Raw genomic sequence first — 15,306 nt, forward strand, 5'->3', positions numbered from 1 at the left:
CTAGGCGACCACGCCGGCGTCGTGCAGGGCGGCGATCTCGCCCGAGGGCATTCCGAGCAGCTCGGCCAGCACCTCGTCGGTGTGCTGCCCCAGGCGGGGCGCCGGGCGGGCCGACGCGCGCGCGTCCTGCGGGATGGTGGCGGCGAAGCCGGGCGCGGGGTAGCGCTCGCCGCTCGGGTGGGCCAGGTCGCTGAACACCGGATTGCCGGCGAAGAGGCGCGGGTCCTGAAGCGCCTGTTCCAGCGGCTGGTAGGGGCCCCAGCAGACCCCGTCGGCCTCGAAGGCGGGCGTCAGCTCCGCCAGGTCCTTGGCGGCGAAGGCCCTTTCGAACAGCGGGAACAGCCGGTCGCGGTGGGCGAAGCGCAGGCCCTCGTCGGCGGCGAAGGAGACGCCGATCTCGGCCTCCAGCGCGGCGACCGCATCGGCGATCCCCAGCACGCCGAGGACGCCCTTCCACTGCCGCGGCGTGATCGCCACCAGCATGATCCGCCGCCCGTCGCGGCTGGTGAAGTCGCGGCCGAAGGCGCCGTAGAGGTCGTTGCCCATCCGCGGCCGCTGATGGCCCGACAGCATCGCCTCGGCGGTCATGCCCATGTTGGCCAGCGTCGAGGCGGCCATGTCGGAGAGCGGGATGCGGATCTCGCGGCCCTGGCCGGCGGCGCGCCGGGCCATCAGCGCCGAGACCAGGGTGAAGGCCGCATAGGCGCCGGTCAGCAGGTCCCAGGCCGGCAGCACGTGGTTCACCGGCCGCGCATCGTCCGCCGGTCCGGTCATCAGCGGCACGCCCACGGCGGCGTTGACCGTGTAGTCGACCGCCGGCCCGCCATCGGCCCAGCCCATCACGCGCACGCAGATCAGGTCGTCGCGCAGCGCCTTCAGCGTCTCGTAGGCGAGGAAGCCGTCCACCGGGAAGTTGGTGACGAACAGGCCGCCGTCCTCCCCCGGCGCCGCCGCCAGCCGCTGGGCGAGCTCCCGGCCCTGCGGCCGCGAGAGGTCCAGGGCCACCGACTTCTTGGCCTTGTTCAGCCCCTCCCAGTAGAGGCTCGATCCGTCGCGGCTGAGCGGCCAGCGGCGGAAGTCCGGGCCGCCGGCGATGTTGTCGAACCGGATCACCTCCGCGCCAAGCTGCGCCAGGTAGAGGCCGCAGGTGGGCCCGGCGATGAAGGCCGAGCCCTCGACCACCCGCAGGCCCTTCAGGAGGTCGTACATCTCACCCCATTCGCTCTTCCCGGCGAAGGCCGGGACCCAGGTCCAGCCGCTGAATAATATGGCTCGCTTCGGCGCGCATGGCCTCCATCTCATCGCCCGCCATCTGGGTCCCGGCCTTCGCCGGGAAGAGCGGGGGAACGGCAGCCTTTACTTCACCAGCTCGGCCACCTCTTTGACCTCGTCCGGCGTCAGCTTCCACTCCGCCGTGGCCGCGTTGCCGCGCACCTGTTCGGGGCTGGTGGCGCCGGCGATCACCGAGGAGACCACCGGGTGGCCGAGCAGCCAGGCGAAGGCCAGCTCCAGGATGGTGTGGCCGCGCTCGCCGGCCCAGGTCTCGAGCTTCTCCACCTTGTCGAAGTTGCGGTCGCTCAGCGCCTGCGCCCCGCGCGGGCCCCAGGCTGCCAGCCGCGTGCCCTCCGGCGGCTTCTGACCACGGTGGTACTTGCCGGTCAGCAGGCCCGAGGCCAGCGGGAAGAATGGCAGGAAGCCGAGGCCGAAACGCTCGCAGGCCGGCAGCACCTCGTGCTCCACCTTGCGCTCCAGCAGCGAGTACTGGTTCTGCGCCGAGACGAAGCGGGTGCGGTCCTGGGTCCGGGCCGTCCAGCCGGCGTCGGCGATCTGCCAGCCGGAGAAGTTGGAATTGCCGAGGTAGCGGACCTTGCCCTGGGTCACCAGGTCGTCCAGCGCCCGCAGGGTCTCATCGATCGGAGTGTCCGGGTCCGGCTGGTGGAACTGGTAGAGGTCGATGTAGTCGGTCCCCAGCCGGGCGAGGCTGTCCTCCACCGCGCGCATGATCCAGCGCCGCGAGCCACCCTTCTTGCGGTTGTCGTCGCCGATCTGCATGCCGAACTTGGTGGCCACCACCACCTCGTGACGCCGCTTGCCCAGCGCCTTGCCGAGGAAGACTTCCGACTGCGTGGCGCCATAGATGTCGGCGGTGTCGAACAGGGTGATCCCCGCCTCGATGGCGGCGTCCACCACGGCCTGCGTCTGCTGCTGGTCGATCCGCATGCCGAAGTTGTTGCAGCCCAGGCCCACTTCACTGACCTTCAGGCCCGACTCGCCCAGCCGTCGCATCTGCATGGTGGTGTCTCCGGAAATCCGCATCTGAAAATGACGCGCCGACGCGGGGAGCTGCGGGCGCGGCCGCGACCCTAGCCAATTCACGCGCGCCCGCCAGAGGTCGCGAACGCGGTTGTTCAGAATGCTTGACGCCCGTTCACCGCGTTTGTTGGCGATATCGCAAGGCGCCGCTCGCTAACCTTACGATCCGAAAAGGTTTTTCCCACGAGGCAGGCGGCATGCGCGTTGTAACCATCGTCAGTCTGGGCGCCTCGGCGGTCCTCGGCCTGGCTGCGCTGGTCGTGGCCAAGACCGTGCTGCCGAACGCCGCCTCGGCGAAGGTCCCGGCCGCCGCCTCGCGCGCCGTCACCGGCGTGCCGGTGGTCGTCGCCTCCAAGCCGATGAAGTTCGGCGACCGGCTGGACGCCGAGCACCTGACCCTCGCCCACCTGCCGCCGGAAGCCGTGCCGGAAGGCGCGTTCACCACGGTGGCCGCGGTGCTGGCGCAGGACCACGGCGGCGCCCCGGTGGCGCTGACCCCGATCGCCGTGCGTGAGCCGCTGCTGCCGTCCAAGCTCTCCGGCCCCGGCGCCCGGCCCTCGGTCGCCGCCGAGATCGCCGAGGGCATGCGCGCCTACACCATTAAGGTTTCCGACGTCTCCGGGGTCGGCGGCCACGCCTTGCCGGGCGACCGCGTCGACGTGGTGCTGCTGCGCGACCTGACGCCCGAAGCCTCGCAGCGCAACTTCGTCTCCGACGTGGTGCTGCAGGACGTCCGCGTGCTGGCGGTCGACCTGAACGCCGACCTGACCTCCAACAAGCCCGCCACGCCGTCCACCGCGACCCTCGAGGTCTCGGTGCAGGACAGCCAGAAGCTGGCGGTGGCCAGCGACCTCGGCAAGCTGTCGCTGGCGCTGCGCAAGACCGGGTCGTCGGAGGTGGCGAGCGTCGCCCCCATGCGGCCGGCGGCCTTCGTCGCCGGCGGCCGGCCCGCCCCCACGCTCTCGCGTGCGCCGGCGCCGCGCCGTCGGGCGACGCCGTCCGAGGACGGCGGCCTGATCGCCATCGTCGAGCTCGAGGGCGGCGGCTCCAAGCCCCGTACGCCGCGCGCCGCCAAACCCGCGGCCGCGCCGGCGGCGCCGGTCCCGGCCGGCGGCCTGCAGACGACCGCGTCCGACTTGAAGCCGAACCTCAGCTGATCCTCATGAAGAGCGCAAAACCCATGTCGCGTATCCTGGCCGGCGCGTTCGCCGGCGCGCTCAGCCTGGCGATCGTCGGCCCCGCGCCCGCCGCGGTGTTCGCCAGCGAGTCGACCACCAGCCGGGTGATCTACGTGCCGCGCGACAAGTCTTTGTCGTTCCGCCTGGACACTCCGGCCACCAAGATCGTGGTCGCCCAGCCCGACACCGCCCAGGTGGTCGCCACCACCAACCGCAGCTTCTATGTCCGCGGCAAGGAGATCGGCTCCACCAACCTGCTGGTCTACGGCCCCGGCGGCCGCCTGCAGGAGGTGATCGACATCCGGGTCGGCTACGACGCCCGCTCGCTGGAGCAGGACCTCAACACCGCCATTCCCGGCGAGGACATCCGCGTACGGACCGTGGGCGAAGGCCTGCTGCTGGTCGGCGAGGTGTCGAACACCGGCGTGATCAACCGCGCCAAGGCGCTGGCCGACAAGTTCGCCCCCGACGCCGTCACTTCGGCGCTGACCGCGCGCGTGTCGCAGCAGGTGGTGCTCGAGGTCCGCGTGCTGGAGGCCACCCGCTCGGCCCTGCAGGACATCGGCTTCTCCGGCACGATCCAGAACAACTCCTTCAACTTCAGCTTCGGCAACGGCCTGATCGGCTCGTCGGTCCCGAACGGCCAGCTGACCCTGCACGGCGGCGCCGGCCACACCAGCATCGACATGGCGTTGCAGGCCCTGGAGCAGAAGGGCATCGTCCGCACCCTGGCGCGCCCGAACCTGGTGGCGCTGTCCGGCGAGAAAGCCAGCTTCCTGGCCGGCGGCGAGTTCCCCTATCCGGTGCCGCAGGGCCTCAACCAGATCACCCTGGAGTTCCGCCAGTACGGGGTGAAGCTGAACTTCACGCCGGTGGTCGAGGACAACGGGCTGATCCGCCTGGCCGTGGCGCCGGAAGTCAGCCAGCTCGACCAGACCAACTCGCTGAAGATCAACGGCGTCACCGTTCCGGGCCTGATCACCCGGCGCGCCGACACCACCGTCGAGCTGAAGGACGGCGAGTCGCTGGCGATCGGCGGCTTGTTCCAGCGCAACTACGAGAACTCCCTGGCCCAGATCCCGGGCCTCGGCGAGATCCCGGTGCTGAGCGCCCTGTTCCGCTCCACCCACTGGAAGCGCAACGAGACCGAGCTGGTGATCGTCGTCACCCCGAGGCTCGCCAACGCCGGCGACCTGGCGTCCGCCAAGGCCGCCTCCCTGGGCCCCGAGCCCAGCGCCATCGACCTGTTGCTCAACGGCAAGGCGCTCGACAAGCCCCTCACCCGCGACAACAGCCGCGGCTCGCGGTGATCGCGTGGCCCGCAAGAGCGACAGTCCAAAGGTTGCGTCCATGACCTCCTCCTCCCTGCTGACCGGCCGGCGCGTGCTGGCCCTGGGCGAGGCGCTCAAGGCCCTCGCCGAAGGCCCGCTGTTCGGCGCCGTGGTCGAGACCGCGGCCCTGGAGCGGCTGACGACGGCGCGCGCCACGGACTGCGACCTGGTGGTGGTCGACGCCAACGCCTGGGAGGCGCCGGCGCTCGCCGCGGCCCTGCAGAGCCTGTCCGCCAACCCCGAGCCCCCGCCGGTGCTGCTGGTGGGCGAGCGGCTGCCGACCACGGTGGTGCGCAACCTGCTGCGCCTGGAGCGTTCCGACGTGCTCGAGGCGCCGTTCTCGCCCGACCAGTTCTCCGCCGCCGTCGCCGGCCTGCTGGCCGTCGCCCAGGCCGCGGTCGCGCCGACCGCGCCGGCTGGCGCCTCGCGCTGCTGGGCGGTGTCCGGCGCGGTGGGCGGCGCGGGCGCCACCACGCTGGCGGTGGAGATCGCCACCGCGCTGGCCGCCCGGTCCGGCAAGGACAAGAGCGTCTGCCTGATCGACCTCAACCTCGCCGATGGCGTCGCCGCCGCCTACCTGGGCGCGCAGCCGGCCCTGCGGCTCGGAGATTTCGGCACCGCCGCCGACCGCATCGACGCGGCCATCCTGCAGGCCTTCGTGACCCCGGTGTCCAAGCAGCTCGACCTGCTGGCCTCGCCGCGCCAGCCCGACGCATTCGACGCGGTCAGCCGCGAGGCGGTGCTGCGCGTCCTGGACGTCGCCTGCGAGTGCTACGAGTGGGTGATCCTCGACATGCCGCGCCACCGCCGGCCGTGGACCCTGGAGGCGCTCTCCGGCTGCGACGAGGTGCTGGTGGTGTCCGAGCTCACCGTCCCGGCGCTGATCGCCGCGCGCTCGCTCGCCGACGAGATCGAGCAGGGGCTGGACGGCCAGCGCAAGCCGCGGATCGTGCTCAACCGCCTGGCCAGCCGCATGTTCGGCCCGGCGCCGTCGATGGCCGAGGCGGAACGCGCGCTCGGCCGCAAGGCCGAGGCCGGCGTCAGCTCCGACTGGGAGGCCGCCGCCGCCAGCGCCAACCTGGGCGGTCCGATCGCCCACCACCGGCCGAAGTCGAAGATCGTCAAGGACGTCGCCGCCCTGGTGGAGCGCCTGGCCGCCGGCGGCGCCCGCACGGACGCCGCCGCCTCCAAGCGGGCCGCCTGATGGGCCGCTTCAGCCTGGCGCGCGGCGCCGCGCCCAAACCCGAGCCTGCGCCGGCGGACGTCGCCCCGGAGCCCAAGGCGGCCGCGCCGGCCCCGAAGCCCGAGCCGAAGCCGGCCGCCGTCGCCGCGGCGAAACCGGATCACCTGGACATGCGGCTTCGGCTGCACTCGCGGCTGATCGACGAGCTCGACCTCTCCAAGCTGGACAAGCTGGGCGAGGCTGAGCTGAAGCGCGAGGTGATGCGGCTGGTGGCCGACTTCGCGCGCGGCGAGCGGATGGCGCTGAACAGCGCCGAGCTGGAGGCCCTGGGCGCCTCGATCTACGACGAGATGGTGGGTCTGGGGCCGATCGAGCCGCTGCTCAAGGACGACTCCATCAACGACATCCTGATCAACGGCCCCTTCCAGGTCTATGTGGAGCGGCGCGGCGAGCTGGAGCTCACCCCGATCCACTTCCGCGACAACGACCACCTGCTGCGCATCGTCAACCGCATCGTCGCCGGCGTCGGCCGGCGGATCGACGAGAGCCAGCCGATGGTCGACGCCCGCCTGCCGGACGGCAGCCGGGTGAACGCCGCCATCGCCCCCATCGCCATCGACGGCGCCGCGGTCTCGATCCGGAAGTTCTCCAAGAAGCCGTTCACCCTGGAGAAGCTGGTCGAGTTCAACGCCATGCCGATGGCGGTCGCCGACTTCCTGCACGGGGCGGTCAAGGCGCGCGTCTCGACCGTCATCTCCGGCGGCACCGGCTCCGGCAAGACCACCCTCCTGAACGCGCTGTCGGCCGCCATCAGCCACGGCGAGCGCCTGATCACCATCGAGGACGCCGCCGAGCTGCAGATGCAGCAGCCGCACGTGGTGCGCATGGAGACCCGGCCGCCGAACATCGAGGGCAAGGGCGAGATCCGCCAGCGCGAGCTGGTCAAGAACGCCCTGCGGATGCGTCCCGACCGGGTGATCCTGGGCGAGGTCCGCTCCGAAGAGGCCTTCGACATGCTGCAGGCCATGAACACCGGCCACGAAGGCTCCATGGCCACCATCCACGCCAACAACCCGCGCGAGGCGGTCGGCCGCCTGGAGCAGATGGTCGCCATGGGCGGCCTGAACATCAGCCCCGACGCCATGCGCTCGCAGATCGCCTCGGCGATCGGCATGATCGTCCAGGTCATGCGGATGGCCGACGGCAAGCGGAAGGTCACCTACGTCACCGAGATCGTCGGCATGGAGGGCCAGGTGGTCCAGATGCAGGACATCTTCGTCTTCAACCGCACCCACACCGGCGCCGACGGCGCCGTGCACGGCGAGTTCCGCGCCACCGGCCTGCGGCCGCGCTGCCTGGACGAGATGCTGCGGCGCGGGATCGCCTACGACACCGCCAACTTCGACCCCTCCAAGGTGCTGGGTACGGCATGACCTTCGATCCGCATGTCGCCTTCCTGATCCTGGTCTTCGCCGCGGTGTTCACCGCCGGCCAGGCGATGTTCGGCCTGTTCACGGTGGCGCGCCAGAAACGCCAGGTGAACAAGCGGCTGAAGGTGGCCGACAAGGTCGGCGGCGTCGAAGCCCTGGTGATGGAGCTGCGCAAGCAGCGCGGCCTCAACGCCGCCGGCGAGAAGGGCGGGCGGCTGCGCTGGCTCTCCGACCTGATCGTCGCCTCGGGCCTGACCTACGAGCCGAAGAAGTGGGCCAGCATGGCCGCGCTCGCCGCGGCGGCCGGCGGGGTCGGAGCGGCGATGCTGCTGAAGAACCCGGTCATGGCCATCCCCGGCGCGCTGATCGTCGGCCTCGGCGGGCCGGTGATGTATCTGAAGATGGCCGCCGCCAAGCGGTCCAAGGCGCTGGGCGCGCAACTGCCGCAGGCGCTGGAGATCATCGTCCGCAGCCTCGAGGCCGGCCACCCGGTCCCCACCGCCATCGCCCTGGTCGGCCGCGAGATGGTCGATCCGATCGGCACGGAGTTCGGCATGGCCGCCGACGAGATCGCCTATGGCGCCACCCTGGAGCAGGCCGTCGAGCGGATCTCCGAGCGCTGCCAGCATCCCGACGTCGACCTGTTCGCGGCCACGGTGCGGCTGCAGGAGCGGACCGGCGGCAACCTCACCGGCCTCCTGAAGCTGAACGCCGCCACGGTGCGCGAGCGGCACAAGATGCGCCTGAAGATCAAGGCCGCCTCCTCGGAGGGCCGCGCCTCGGCGATGATCCTCACCTCTGCGCCGTTCATCGCGCTGGGCTTCATCACCCTCACCTCACCCCACTTCTACGGCGACGTCATCGGCGAGCCGGTGGTGAAGATCGGCCTGGGGATCATCGGGTTCTGGATGTTCCTCGGCAACCTGGTCATGCGGCGCATGATCGACATGCGGCTGTGATCCCATGACCTCCCTGCAGCTCGAGAACCTGATCACCATCCTCGGCGCCCTCATGGTGCTGGGCGCGGTCGGCGGCGGCGCCTGGATCACCGCCACCGAGTTGCGCCTGCGCGCCGTGCGCCGCAGCCGCCTCCAGGTGAGCTCCGGCCCGACGGCGGAGACGCGGCCGAGCGGCGGCGCCGTGGCCGGCCAGCTGGTGTCGGCGGTCCGCCGGCTGGGCCAGCAGAGCGCGGTGCGCGACCCGGCCAAGCTCTCGGTGCTGCGCAACCGGCTGATGCAGGCCGGCTTCTACAACCGCGAGGCGCCGGTCATCTACCTGGGGATCAAGGCCGCCGCCCTGGTGGTCGCCACCCTCGGCGTCGTCCTCACCCTGCCGCTGATCATCGGCGGCAAGGCGGGCCTGGGCGGGCTGGCCGCCGCGGTGGTGCTGTCGGGGGTCGCCATGCTGGGCCCCGAGCAGGTCCTGAAGACCCGGCGGGTCAGCCGTGAGCGGGAGTATTCCGACGGCTTCCCCGACATGCTCGACCTGCTGGTCGCCTCGGTGGAGGCCGGCCTCAGCCTCGACGCCTCGGTCACCCGCGTCACCGACGAGCTCGCCCGGCGCTATCCGAACCTCACCGTCCACCTGCGGATCCTGGTCTTGGAGCTGCGCGCCGGCCGCGCCCGCAAGGACGCCTGGACCGGCTTCGCCGATCGCCTCGGCATCGACGACGCCCGCGCGCTCGCCACCATGCTGCGCCAGGCGGAGGAGATGGGCACCAGCCTCGGCGAGACCCTCTCGGTCTTCTCCCGCGACATGCGCTCGACGCGGATGCTGCGGGCCGAGGAGAAGGCGCTGGCGCTCTCCGCCAAGCTCACCGTGCCGCTGATCATGTTCATCTTCCCGTGCCTGCTCGGCGCGCTGATGCTGCCGGCGGTCGCCCGGCTGATGCACGTCTTCGGCAAGCACTGAGCGCGCGGGCTACAGCCCGTACGGCCGGTACGGCCCGGCGATCAGCTGTTCGAACACCCCGATACCGCGGCGTTCGGGCTCGCCGGGCGCGGTCATCACCGCGCGGCTGATCGCCTGGATGTGCAGGTTCTCCGGCGCGCCCATGTCGGTCTTGCCGAGGTCGATGTCCTCGCGGGCCACGGCCAGCTCGCCCTTCAGCGCCCCGTGCCGCCACTCGCCGCTGTAGCCGATGCCGCGCATCAGGAAGGTCGCGACGGGCTCCAGCCGGATCTCCGCCTCGCCGGCCTCCAGCGGGATGCGCAGCGTGCCGCCTTCGGCGTGGCGCGTGCCCTGGCGCAGCACGACGTCCCCCATCCGCGGCGCGTCCGAATGCCAGCCGCCGTCCGGTCCGGCGCCGTCCGGCAGGATCACCGCGCGGGTGTTCCAGGGCTTGCCGTCCGGGTCGGCGTTGACGTGGAAGAAGACCGACCGGTCCTCGAAGTTCAGCGGCGCCCACTGCCAGAAGAAGCCGCTCAGCCCCGCCCCGGGGGTCGGCTGCGGGTCCGGCGCGCCCACCGGGCGGATGCCCCAGGAGCGGTCGCGCGAGCCGGTCCAGCCCGGCCCCAATTGTCGCCGGTCGCCGTCGGCCTCGATCCAGCCGGAGACCCGGACGTTCTGGGTCAGGCGGGTGTAGTCCATGAACAGGCGCGGCCCGATCCGCTTGGTGAACCGCGGCTCCTCGATCGGGAAGGCGCGGCCCTCGAAGGTCAGCTCGCAGGCCAGGCCCTCGGCGCGCTCCACCGTCACCCTCAGCGTCTGCAGCGGCTCCAGCACCTCGATGCGGATCGGCCCGACCACCAGGTCCATCCGCTCCATGTTGAGGACGCGCGAGGCGTGCAGGCAGCGCTGGACCCCGTCGCGGATCACCGACAGGTGGGCGTCGGCGACGTTGAGGTGCGGGTAGACCCCGAAGGCGATGGCGAAGAATTCGCCGCCGTCCGGCGAGTAGCCGTTGAAGAAATAGCGGTCGTAGAAATTCCGGTCGGACCCGGAATAGGCGATCGGCTCCGGCGTCTGGTGGATGGGGAAGTCGTCGCCCTTGCTCAGCATCGCCGATTTCTCCCGCGGTTGACGTTGCGGCCGGCTTGCGGACGCGCCGGCAGGAGTATCAAGTGATGGGAGACAAGAAGACAAGGGAGGCGTGCTCTCCGGCCGCCGGGCGAAACCTGCAAAGCTCGGGAGCTTGGCGAGGCGTATAGGCGCATGAGCGTCATGACCGCTGCGGACCACCGCATACCCCGCGACGTCGCCAACCTGCTCGGCACGCCGGGCGCCTACGCCGACGGCCGCATCCACGAGACCTACCGCTGGCTGCGCGCCAACGAGCCGTTCGGCGTCGCGGACATCGACGGCGTGGATCCCTTCTGGGTCGCCACCCGGCACGCCGACATCCTGGAGATCAGCCGCCAGAACGCCCTGTTCCACAACGGCGACCGCAACCCGGTGATCACCTCCCAGGCCGCCGACCGCAAGGTGCGCGAGATGATGGGCGGCAGCCCGCACCTGCTGCGCACCCTGATCCACATGGACGAGCCGGATCACCTGAAGTACCGCGCCCTGACCCAGGCCTGGTTCATGCCGCAGAACCTGCGCTCGATGGAGGAGCGGATCCGGGTGATCGCCCGCGCCGCGGTCGACCGGATGGCGGCCAGCGGCGGGCGGTGCGACTTCGTCAAGGATGTCGCCCTGCAGTACCCGCTGCACGTGATCATGCGCATCCTCGGCGCGCCGGAGGCCGACGAGCCGCGGATGCTGAAGCTGACGCAGGAGATCTTCGGGGCCGCCGATCCGGAGCTCAGCCGCGACGGCGGCGCCGCCAAGCCGATCGAGGAGCAGGCGGTCGACTTCGGCATGATCACCGATTTCTTCGACTACTTCCGCAAGTTCTCCGCCGGCAAGCGCGAGAATCCCACCGACGACCTGGGCACGGTGATCGCCACCAGCCTGATCGACGGCCAGCCGATCTCCGACCTGGAGGCGATGAGCTACTACATCATCGTCGCCACCGCCGGCCACGACACCACCTCCTCGTCCACCGGCGGGGCGCTGTGGGCGCTGGCCGAGAACCCCGGCGAGTTGGCGAAGGTCAAGGCCGACCCGTCGCTGATCCCCGGCCTGGTGGACGAGTCCATCCGCTGGACCACGCCGGTGAAGACCTTCATGCGCACCGCCACCGAGGACGTGACCTTCGCCGACCGCGACGTGAAGAAGGGCGACTGGATCATGCTCTGCTACGCCTCGGCCAACCGCGACGAGGCGGTGTTCGACGACCCCTACAGCTTCCGGGTCGACCGCAAGCCCAACAAGCACCTGGCGTTCGGCTACGGCGCGCACCTGTGCCTGGGTCAGCACCTGGCGAAGATGGAGATGCGGATCCTCTGGGAGGAGCTGCTGCCGCGCCTGGACGAACTGGAGCTCGACGGCGTCCCGGCGCTCAGCGAGGCGGTGTTCGTCAACGGCCCCAAACGCCTGCCCATCCGTTTCAAGATGCACTGAGGCGGCGGGGGTGGCCCATCCGCTCGAGCCGCGTGTCGCGGCCTATCTCGCCGTCCGGATGCCGCAGGTCCACGACCTCGTCGTCGACGGCCTGGAGCGGATCTCCGGCGGCGCCAGCCGCGAGACCTACCGCTTCCGCGCCCGCTGGACCGAGCCGGACGGGACGACGCGCGAGCGGCGGCTGATCCTGCGGCGCGATCCGCCGGCCAGCCTGATCGACACCGAGCGGCGCATCGAGTTCGGCGCCTACCGCGCCTTCCACGGCTCGGCCGTGCCGGTGCCGGAGATGCTCTGGCTGGAGGAGGCCGACGGGGCCCTCGACCATCCCTTCTTCATCGCCGAGGAGCTCTGCGGCTTCCAGGCCTCGCCCCAGGCGCTGTTCTCCGGCCCCTATGACGCCGTGCTGCCGGCCGTGGCGGCGCGCAAGTGGGCGATCCTGGGCGAGATCGCCCGCGCCGATCCCGCCGCGCTCGGCCTCACGTCGATCATGGAGACGCCGGCGCTGGACGCCTGCTGGCGGCGCGAGCTCGACCACTGGGTAGCCGTGCTCGACAAGGACGAGGCCGAGCCGCTGCCGATCGCGCGCGCCGCCATCCGCTGGCTGCGGCGCAACCCGCCGCCGCCGGCCCAGAAGCTGGCGGTGGTGCACGGCGACTACCGGACCGGCAACTTCCTCTACGACGAAGCGGGCGAGATCCACGGCGTCCTGGACTGGGAGATGGCCCACCTGGGCGATCCGCTGGAGGACCTCGCCTGGGGCTTCAACCCCATCTGGAGCTTCGGCCGCGGCGAGTTGGCCGGCGGCCTGGCGCCCCAGGCCGAGGCCATCGCGATCTGGCAAGAGGCCAGCGGCCTCACGGCCGATCCGGCGGCCCTGCACTGGTGGACGCTGTTCAACTGCGTCAAGGGCCAGGCGATCTGGGTCGGCTCGGCGCGGGCCTTCATCGACGGCGGCAACCGCGAGCCGATCATGGTCTATCCGGCCTGGTGGCTGATGAACGCCCAGGACCGCGCCATCCTCAAGGTGATGGGGAAGCTATGACGCCCACCGTTCCCGCCGTGCTGGCCGAGCTCGCCAGCCTGGTCATGCGCAGCGCCGCGCCCGACGTCGCCGAGGCCGAACGGGCCAGCAACCTCGCCCTCGCCGCCATGCTGCTGAACGTCGCCGCCGAGGTCTGGGACGGCGCCGCCGAGAACCTGGTGCAGGAGAACCGGGCGCTCCGGACGCTGCTCGGGGTCGGCGGCCGCGACGACGACCTGCGCGTCTCCGCCCTGAAGGCCGCCAACGACGGCTTGCGCGCCGCCCTGATCGCCGCCCACGCGGCGGCGGAAGCGGCAGGCGACACCGACCGCCAGGCCGCCATCTGGTCCGAGCTGCGCGTCTCCACCGAACGCCGGAAGCTGTCGATCTCGTTGGTCTAGACTCGGCAACACATCATTCGATGAACAACGATCTTTGATCGTTGTGAGCCCTTTTGCGGAAGCGTAGCCTCTCCTCAAAACATTGGAGGAGACCATGCGCAGACCTTCACCCATTGCCGCCGTCCTGGGCGTGACGGCGTCGCTGCTGACGGCGAGTTCCGCCTTTGCCCAATACGGCATGGACAAGAAGGGGCCGAAGAACGCCGCCACGCCGGAACTGCCGCAATGCGCCCAACCGATCGGCCGCGCGGCCATCCAGGAGCCGGAACGCCGCTGGTGGACCGAGCTCGGCCTGTCCAATCCGGAGTCGCTGATCAAGCTGTTCGCGGCCCGCTCCAACTGCCTGCGGATCGTCGACCGCAACGGCGGCCTGGCGATGCGTAACCAGGAAGCGGCGCTCGGCGCCTCCGGCGACCTGCGCCGGGGCGCGAACGTCGGCCGCGGCCAGGTCGCGGGCGCCGACTTCTTCATCGTGCCGGACATCGGCAACTCGAACTCCAACTCGGGCGGCAACAACATCGGCGCCCTGGCCGGCTCGTTCCTGCCCGGCGGCTTCGGCGCGCTGGCCGGCGGCCTGCGCACCAAGAAGGCCGAAGCCCAGGCGCTGATCACGCTGGTGGACGCCCGCAGCACCGAACAGCTCTATGTGGCCGAGGGCGTGGCGCAGAAGACCGACATCTCCTTCGGCGGCGGCGCGGGCGGCGGCGGCTGGGGCGGCTTCGCGGCGGCGGCCGGCGGCGGCTACGGCAACACCGAGATCGGCAAGGTGATCACCGCGGCCTACTTCAACGCCTTCGTCGACCTGATCGGCTACCTGCAGCGCTCCGCGCCCACCGGCGCGCAGGCCTCGCAGGCCGCCGGCATCCAGGCCTATTCGGTGAAACAGGCGGTGGTCGCGCGTCGCGCGCCGTCGCCGCAGGCGCCGCAGGTCCGCGGCTTCCAGCCCGGCGACCTGGTCTATCCGACCGGCCAGAAGAACGGCATCTGGTGGGAGGTCGACGACGAGAACGGCAACCGCGGCTGGGTGTCGTCGGCGATGATCTCGCCGCGCTGAGCCTCAGCCGCCTGGCGTCAGCCTGGGACCAGGCGATCAAGCGTCAGCGGGTCGGCGGCGCCTTCGTAATACTTGGCCAGCGCCGCGCGGAACGGCGCGGGGTCCTCGGCCACCTGCGCGAACAGGGTCATGGACGAGCAGAACTTGAGGTCGTCCGGAAACCCGAAGATCTCCTGCGCGGTGCGCCCCTCCAGGGCGTTGACCGCGGCGACGCTGGCCAGCAGCCGGGGCCCGAGCACCGGATGCGCCAGATAGGCCCGCGCCTCCTCGGCGGAGCGGATGGCGTAGAATTCCGCGGTCGAGCTGAGGCCGAGGCCCGCGACCTGCGGGAAGATGAACCACATCCAGTGGGTGCGCTTGTGGCCCTGCCGAAGCTCGCCGAGCGCGGTGGCGTAGACCCTCGACTGGGCGTCCACAAAGCGCTGCAGGCGAAACGGATCGTCCATCGCCTCAGCCTCCAGCGTGACAAGCAGCCCCGGGTCGGATTTGCTGCAGGCCTTTCATAGCGACCATTTTGATCAAGGACATTGCCCCATGTCACCGAGATTACTCCCTGAGCCCACGCCGGAAACCCGGCATTTCTGGGACGGCTGCCGGGAAGGCGAACTTCGCCTCCAGCGTTGCACCGAGTGCGAAGGCGGAAGCTACTTCCCGCCGCGGCCCTTTTGCCCCAGGTGCGGCAGCCGCAAGGTCGAGGTCTATCCGGCCAGCGGCGAGGCGATCCTCTACTCCTACGTGATCAACCACCGGCCGCGTCCCGACATGGGGACCGAGCCGCATTCCATCGCCGTGGTGCAGCTCGCCGAGGGCCCGCGGATGATGACCAATGTGGTCGGCTGCGCGCAGACGCCGGAGGCCCTGCAGCTCGACATGCCGCTGAAGGTCACCTTCGAGAAGCAGACCGACGACATCACCCTGCCCTTCTTCACCCCGGCGAAGGGCTGACCCC

The 15,306-nt window shown here is 71.0% G+C and carries 15 protein-coding genes; 11 read left to right on the forward strand and 4 right to left on the reverse strand.

What is annotated here, in order from left to right; translation table 11 throughout:
* A complete protein-coding gene (locus DJ021_RS03760) occupies positions 1-1,209 on the reverse strand; it encodes a CoA transferase (RefSeq protein ID WP_111456274.1) in 1,209 nt (402 codons plus the stop codon).
* A gap of 147 nt (positions 1,210-1,356) precedes the next feature.
* Entirely contained in the window at positions 1,357-2,316 is a 960-nt protein-coding gene (locus DJ021_RS03765; RefSeq protein WP_207801761.1) for an aldo/keto reductase, read from the reverse strand.
* 194 nt (positions 2,317-2,510) lie between these two features.
* Here DJ021_RS03765 and cpaB point away from each other — a divergent pair, with 194 nt between their 5' ends.
* The 6 genes from cpaB to DJ021_RS03795 are packed head-to-tail and all read left to right on the forward strand — an operon-like array spanning position 2,511 to position 9,346.
* Positions 2,511-3,470, forward strand: a complete 960-nt coding sequence (cpaB, locus tag DJ021_RS03770) for a Flp pilus assembly protein CpaB (RefSeq protein ID WP_111456276.1) — start codon at positions 2,511-2,513, stop codon at positions 3,468-3,470.
* Positions 3,471-3,493: 23 nt separating this feature from the next.
* Positions 3,494-4,801: a type II and III secretion system protein family protein gene (locus tag DJ021_RS03775; protein WP_165837106.1), complete on the forward strand. Its 1,308-nt coding sequence runs from the start codon at positions 3,494-3,496 to the stop codon at positions 4,799-4,801.
* A gap of 40 nt (positions 4,802-4,841) precedes the next feature.
* Positions 4,842-6,026, forward strand: a complete 1,185-nt coding sequence (locus DJ021_RS03780; protein ID WP_111456278.1) for a CpaE/TadZ family protein — start codon at positions 4,842-4,844, stop codon at positions 6,024-6,026.
* The gene (locus tag DJ021_RS03785; RefSeq protein ID WP_111456279.1) at positions 6,026-7,438 is read left to right on the forward strand and encodes a TadA family conjugal transfer-associated ATPase; all 1,413 of its coding nucleotides are present in this window, start codon (positions 6,026-6,028) and stop codon (positions 7,436-7,438) included. Before DJ021_RS03780 ends, DJ021_RS03785 begins: the two co-directional genes overlap by 1 nt.
* Positions 7,435-8,394 carry a type II secretion system F family protein gene (locus DJ021_RS03790; RefSeq protein ID WP_111456280.1) on the forward strand — a complete coding sequence of 320 codons (960 nt, stop codon included), beginning with the start codon at positions 7,435-7,437 and terminating at the stop codon, positions 8,392-8,394. Before DJ021_RS03785 ends, DJ021_RS03790 begins: the two co-directional genes overlap by 4 nt.
* Before the next feature lie 4 nt (positions 8,395-8,398).
* Positions 8,399-9,346 (forward strand): type II secretion system F family protein, encoded by a 948-nt coding sequence (locus DJ021_RS03795; protein WP_243625898.1) that lies wholly within the window; start codon positions 8,399-8,401, stop codon positions 9,344-9,346.
* Positions 9,347-9,355: 9 nt separating this feature from the next.
* Here the strand turns inward: DJ021_RS03795 and DJ021_RS03800 are convergent, their stop codons facing one another.
* Positions 9,356-10,435, reverse strand: coding sequence for an Rv3169 family protein (locus DJ021_RS03800; protein WP_111456281.1), 1,080 nt, complete (start codon positions 10,433-10,435; stop codon positions 9,356-9,358).
* Positions 10,436-10,588: 153 nt separating this feature from the next.
* Here DJ021_RS03800 and DJ021_RS03805 point away from each other — a divergent pair, with 153 nt between their 5' ends.
* From DJ021_RS03805 to DJ021_RS18640, 4 genes are all read left to right on the forward strand, one after another.
* A complete protein-coding gene (locus tag DJ021_RS03805) occupies positions 10,589-11,881 on the forward strand; it encodes a cytochrome P450 (RefSeq protein WP_243625899.1) in 1,293 nt (430 codons plus the stop codon).
* 10 nt (positions 11,882-11,891) lie between these two features.
* Positions 11,892-12,923: a phosphotransferase family protein gene (locus DJ021_RS03810; RefSeq protein ID WP_111456282.1), complete on the forward strand. Its 1,032-nt coding sequence runs from the start codon at positions 11,892-11,894 to the stop codon at positions 12,921-12,923.
* A complete protein-coding gene (locus tag DJ021_RS03815; protein WP_111456283.1) occupies positions 12,920-13,303 on the forward strand; it encodes a hypothetical protein in 384 nt (127 codons plus the stop codon). The genes DJ021_RS03810 and DJ021_RS03815 overlap by 4 nt, the downstream gene beginning before the upstream one ends.
* 94 nt (positions 13,304-13,397) lie before the next feature.
* A complete protein-coding gene (locus tag DJ021_RS18640) occupies positions 13,398-14,357 on the forward strand; it encodes an SH3 domain-containing protein (RefSeq protein WP_133254936.1) in 960 nt (319 codons plus the stop codon).
* 17 nt (positions 14,358-14,374) lie between these two features.
* On the opposite strand, the gene DJ021_RS03825 is transcribed toward DJ021_RS18640, so the two are convergent.
* Positions 14,375-14,803 carry a DUF1810 domain-containing protein gene (locus DJ021_RS03825; protein ID WP_111456284.1) on the reverse strand — a complete coding sequence of 143 codons (429 nt, stop codon included), beginning with the start codon at positions 14,801-14,803 and terminating at the stop codon, positions 14,375-14,377.
* 88 nt (positions 14,804-14,891) lie between these two features.
* On the opposite strand from DJ021_RS03825, the gene DJ021_RS03830 reads away from it, so the two are divergent.
* Positions 14,892-15,302, forward strand: coding sequence for a Zn-ribbon domain-containing OB-fold protein (locus DJ021_RS03830; RefSeq protein ID WP_111456285.1), 411 nt, complete (start codon positions 14,892-14,894; stop codon positions 15,300-15,302).
* Positions 15,303-15,306: the final 4 nt, after the last annotated feature.

Origin of the sequence: Phenylobacterium hankyongense, from assembly GCF_003254505.1 — a bacterium.
Lineage (GTDB): Bacteria > Pseudomonadota > Alphaproteobacteria > Caulobacterales > Caulobacteraceae > Phenylobacterium > Phenylobacterium hankyongense.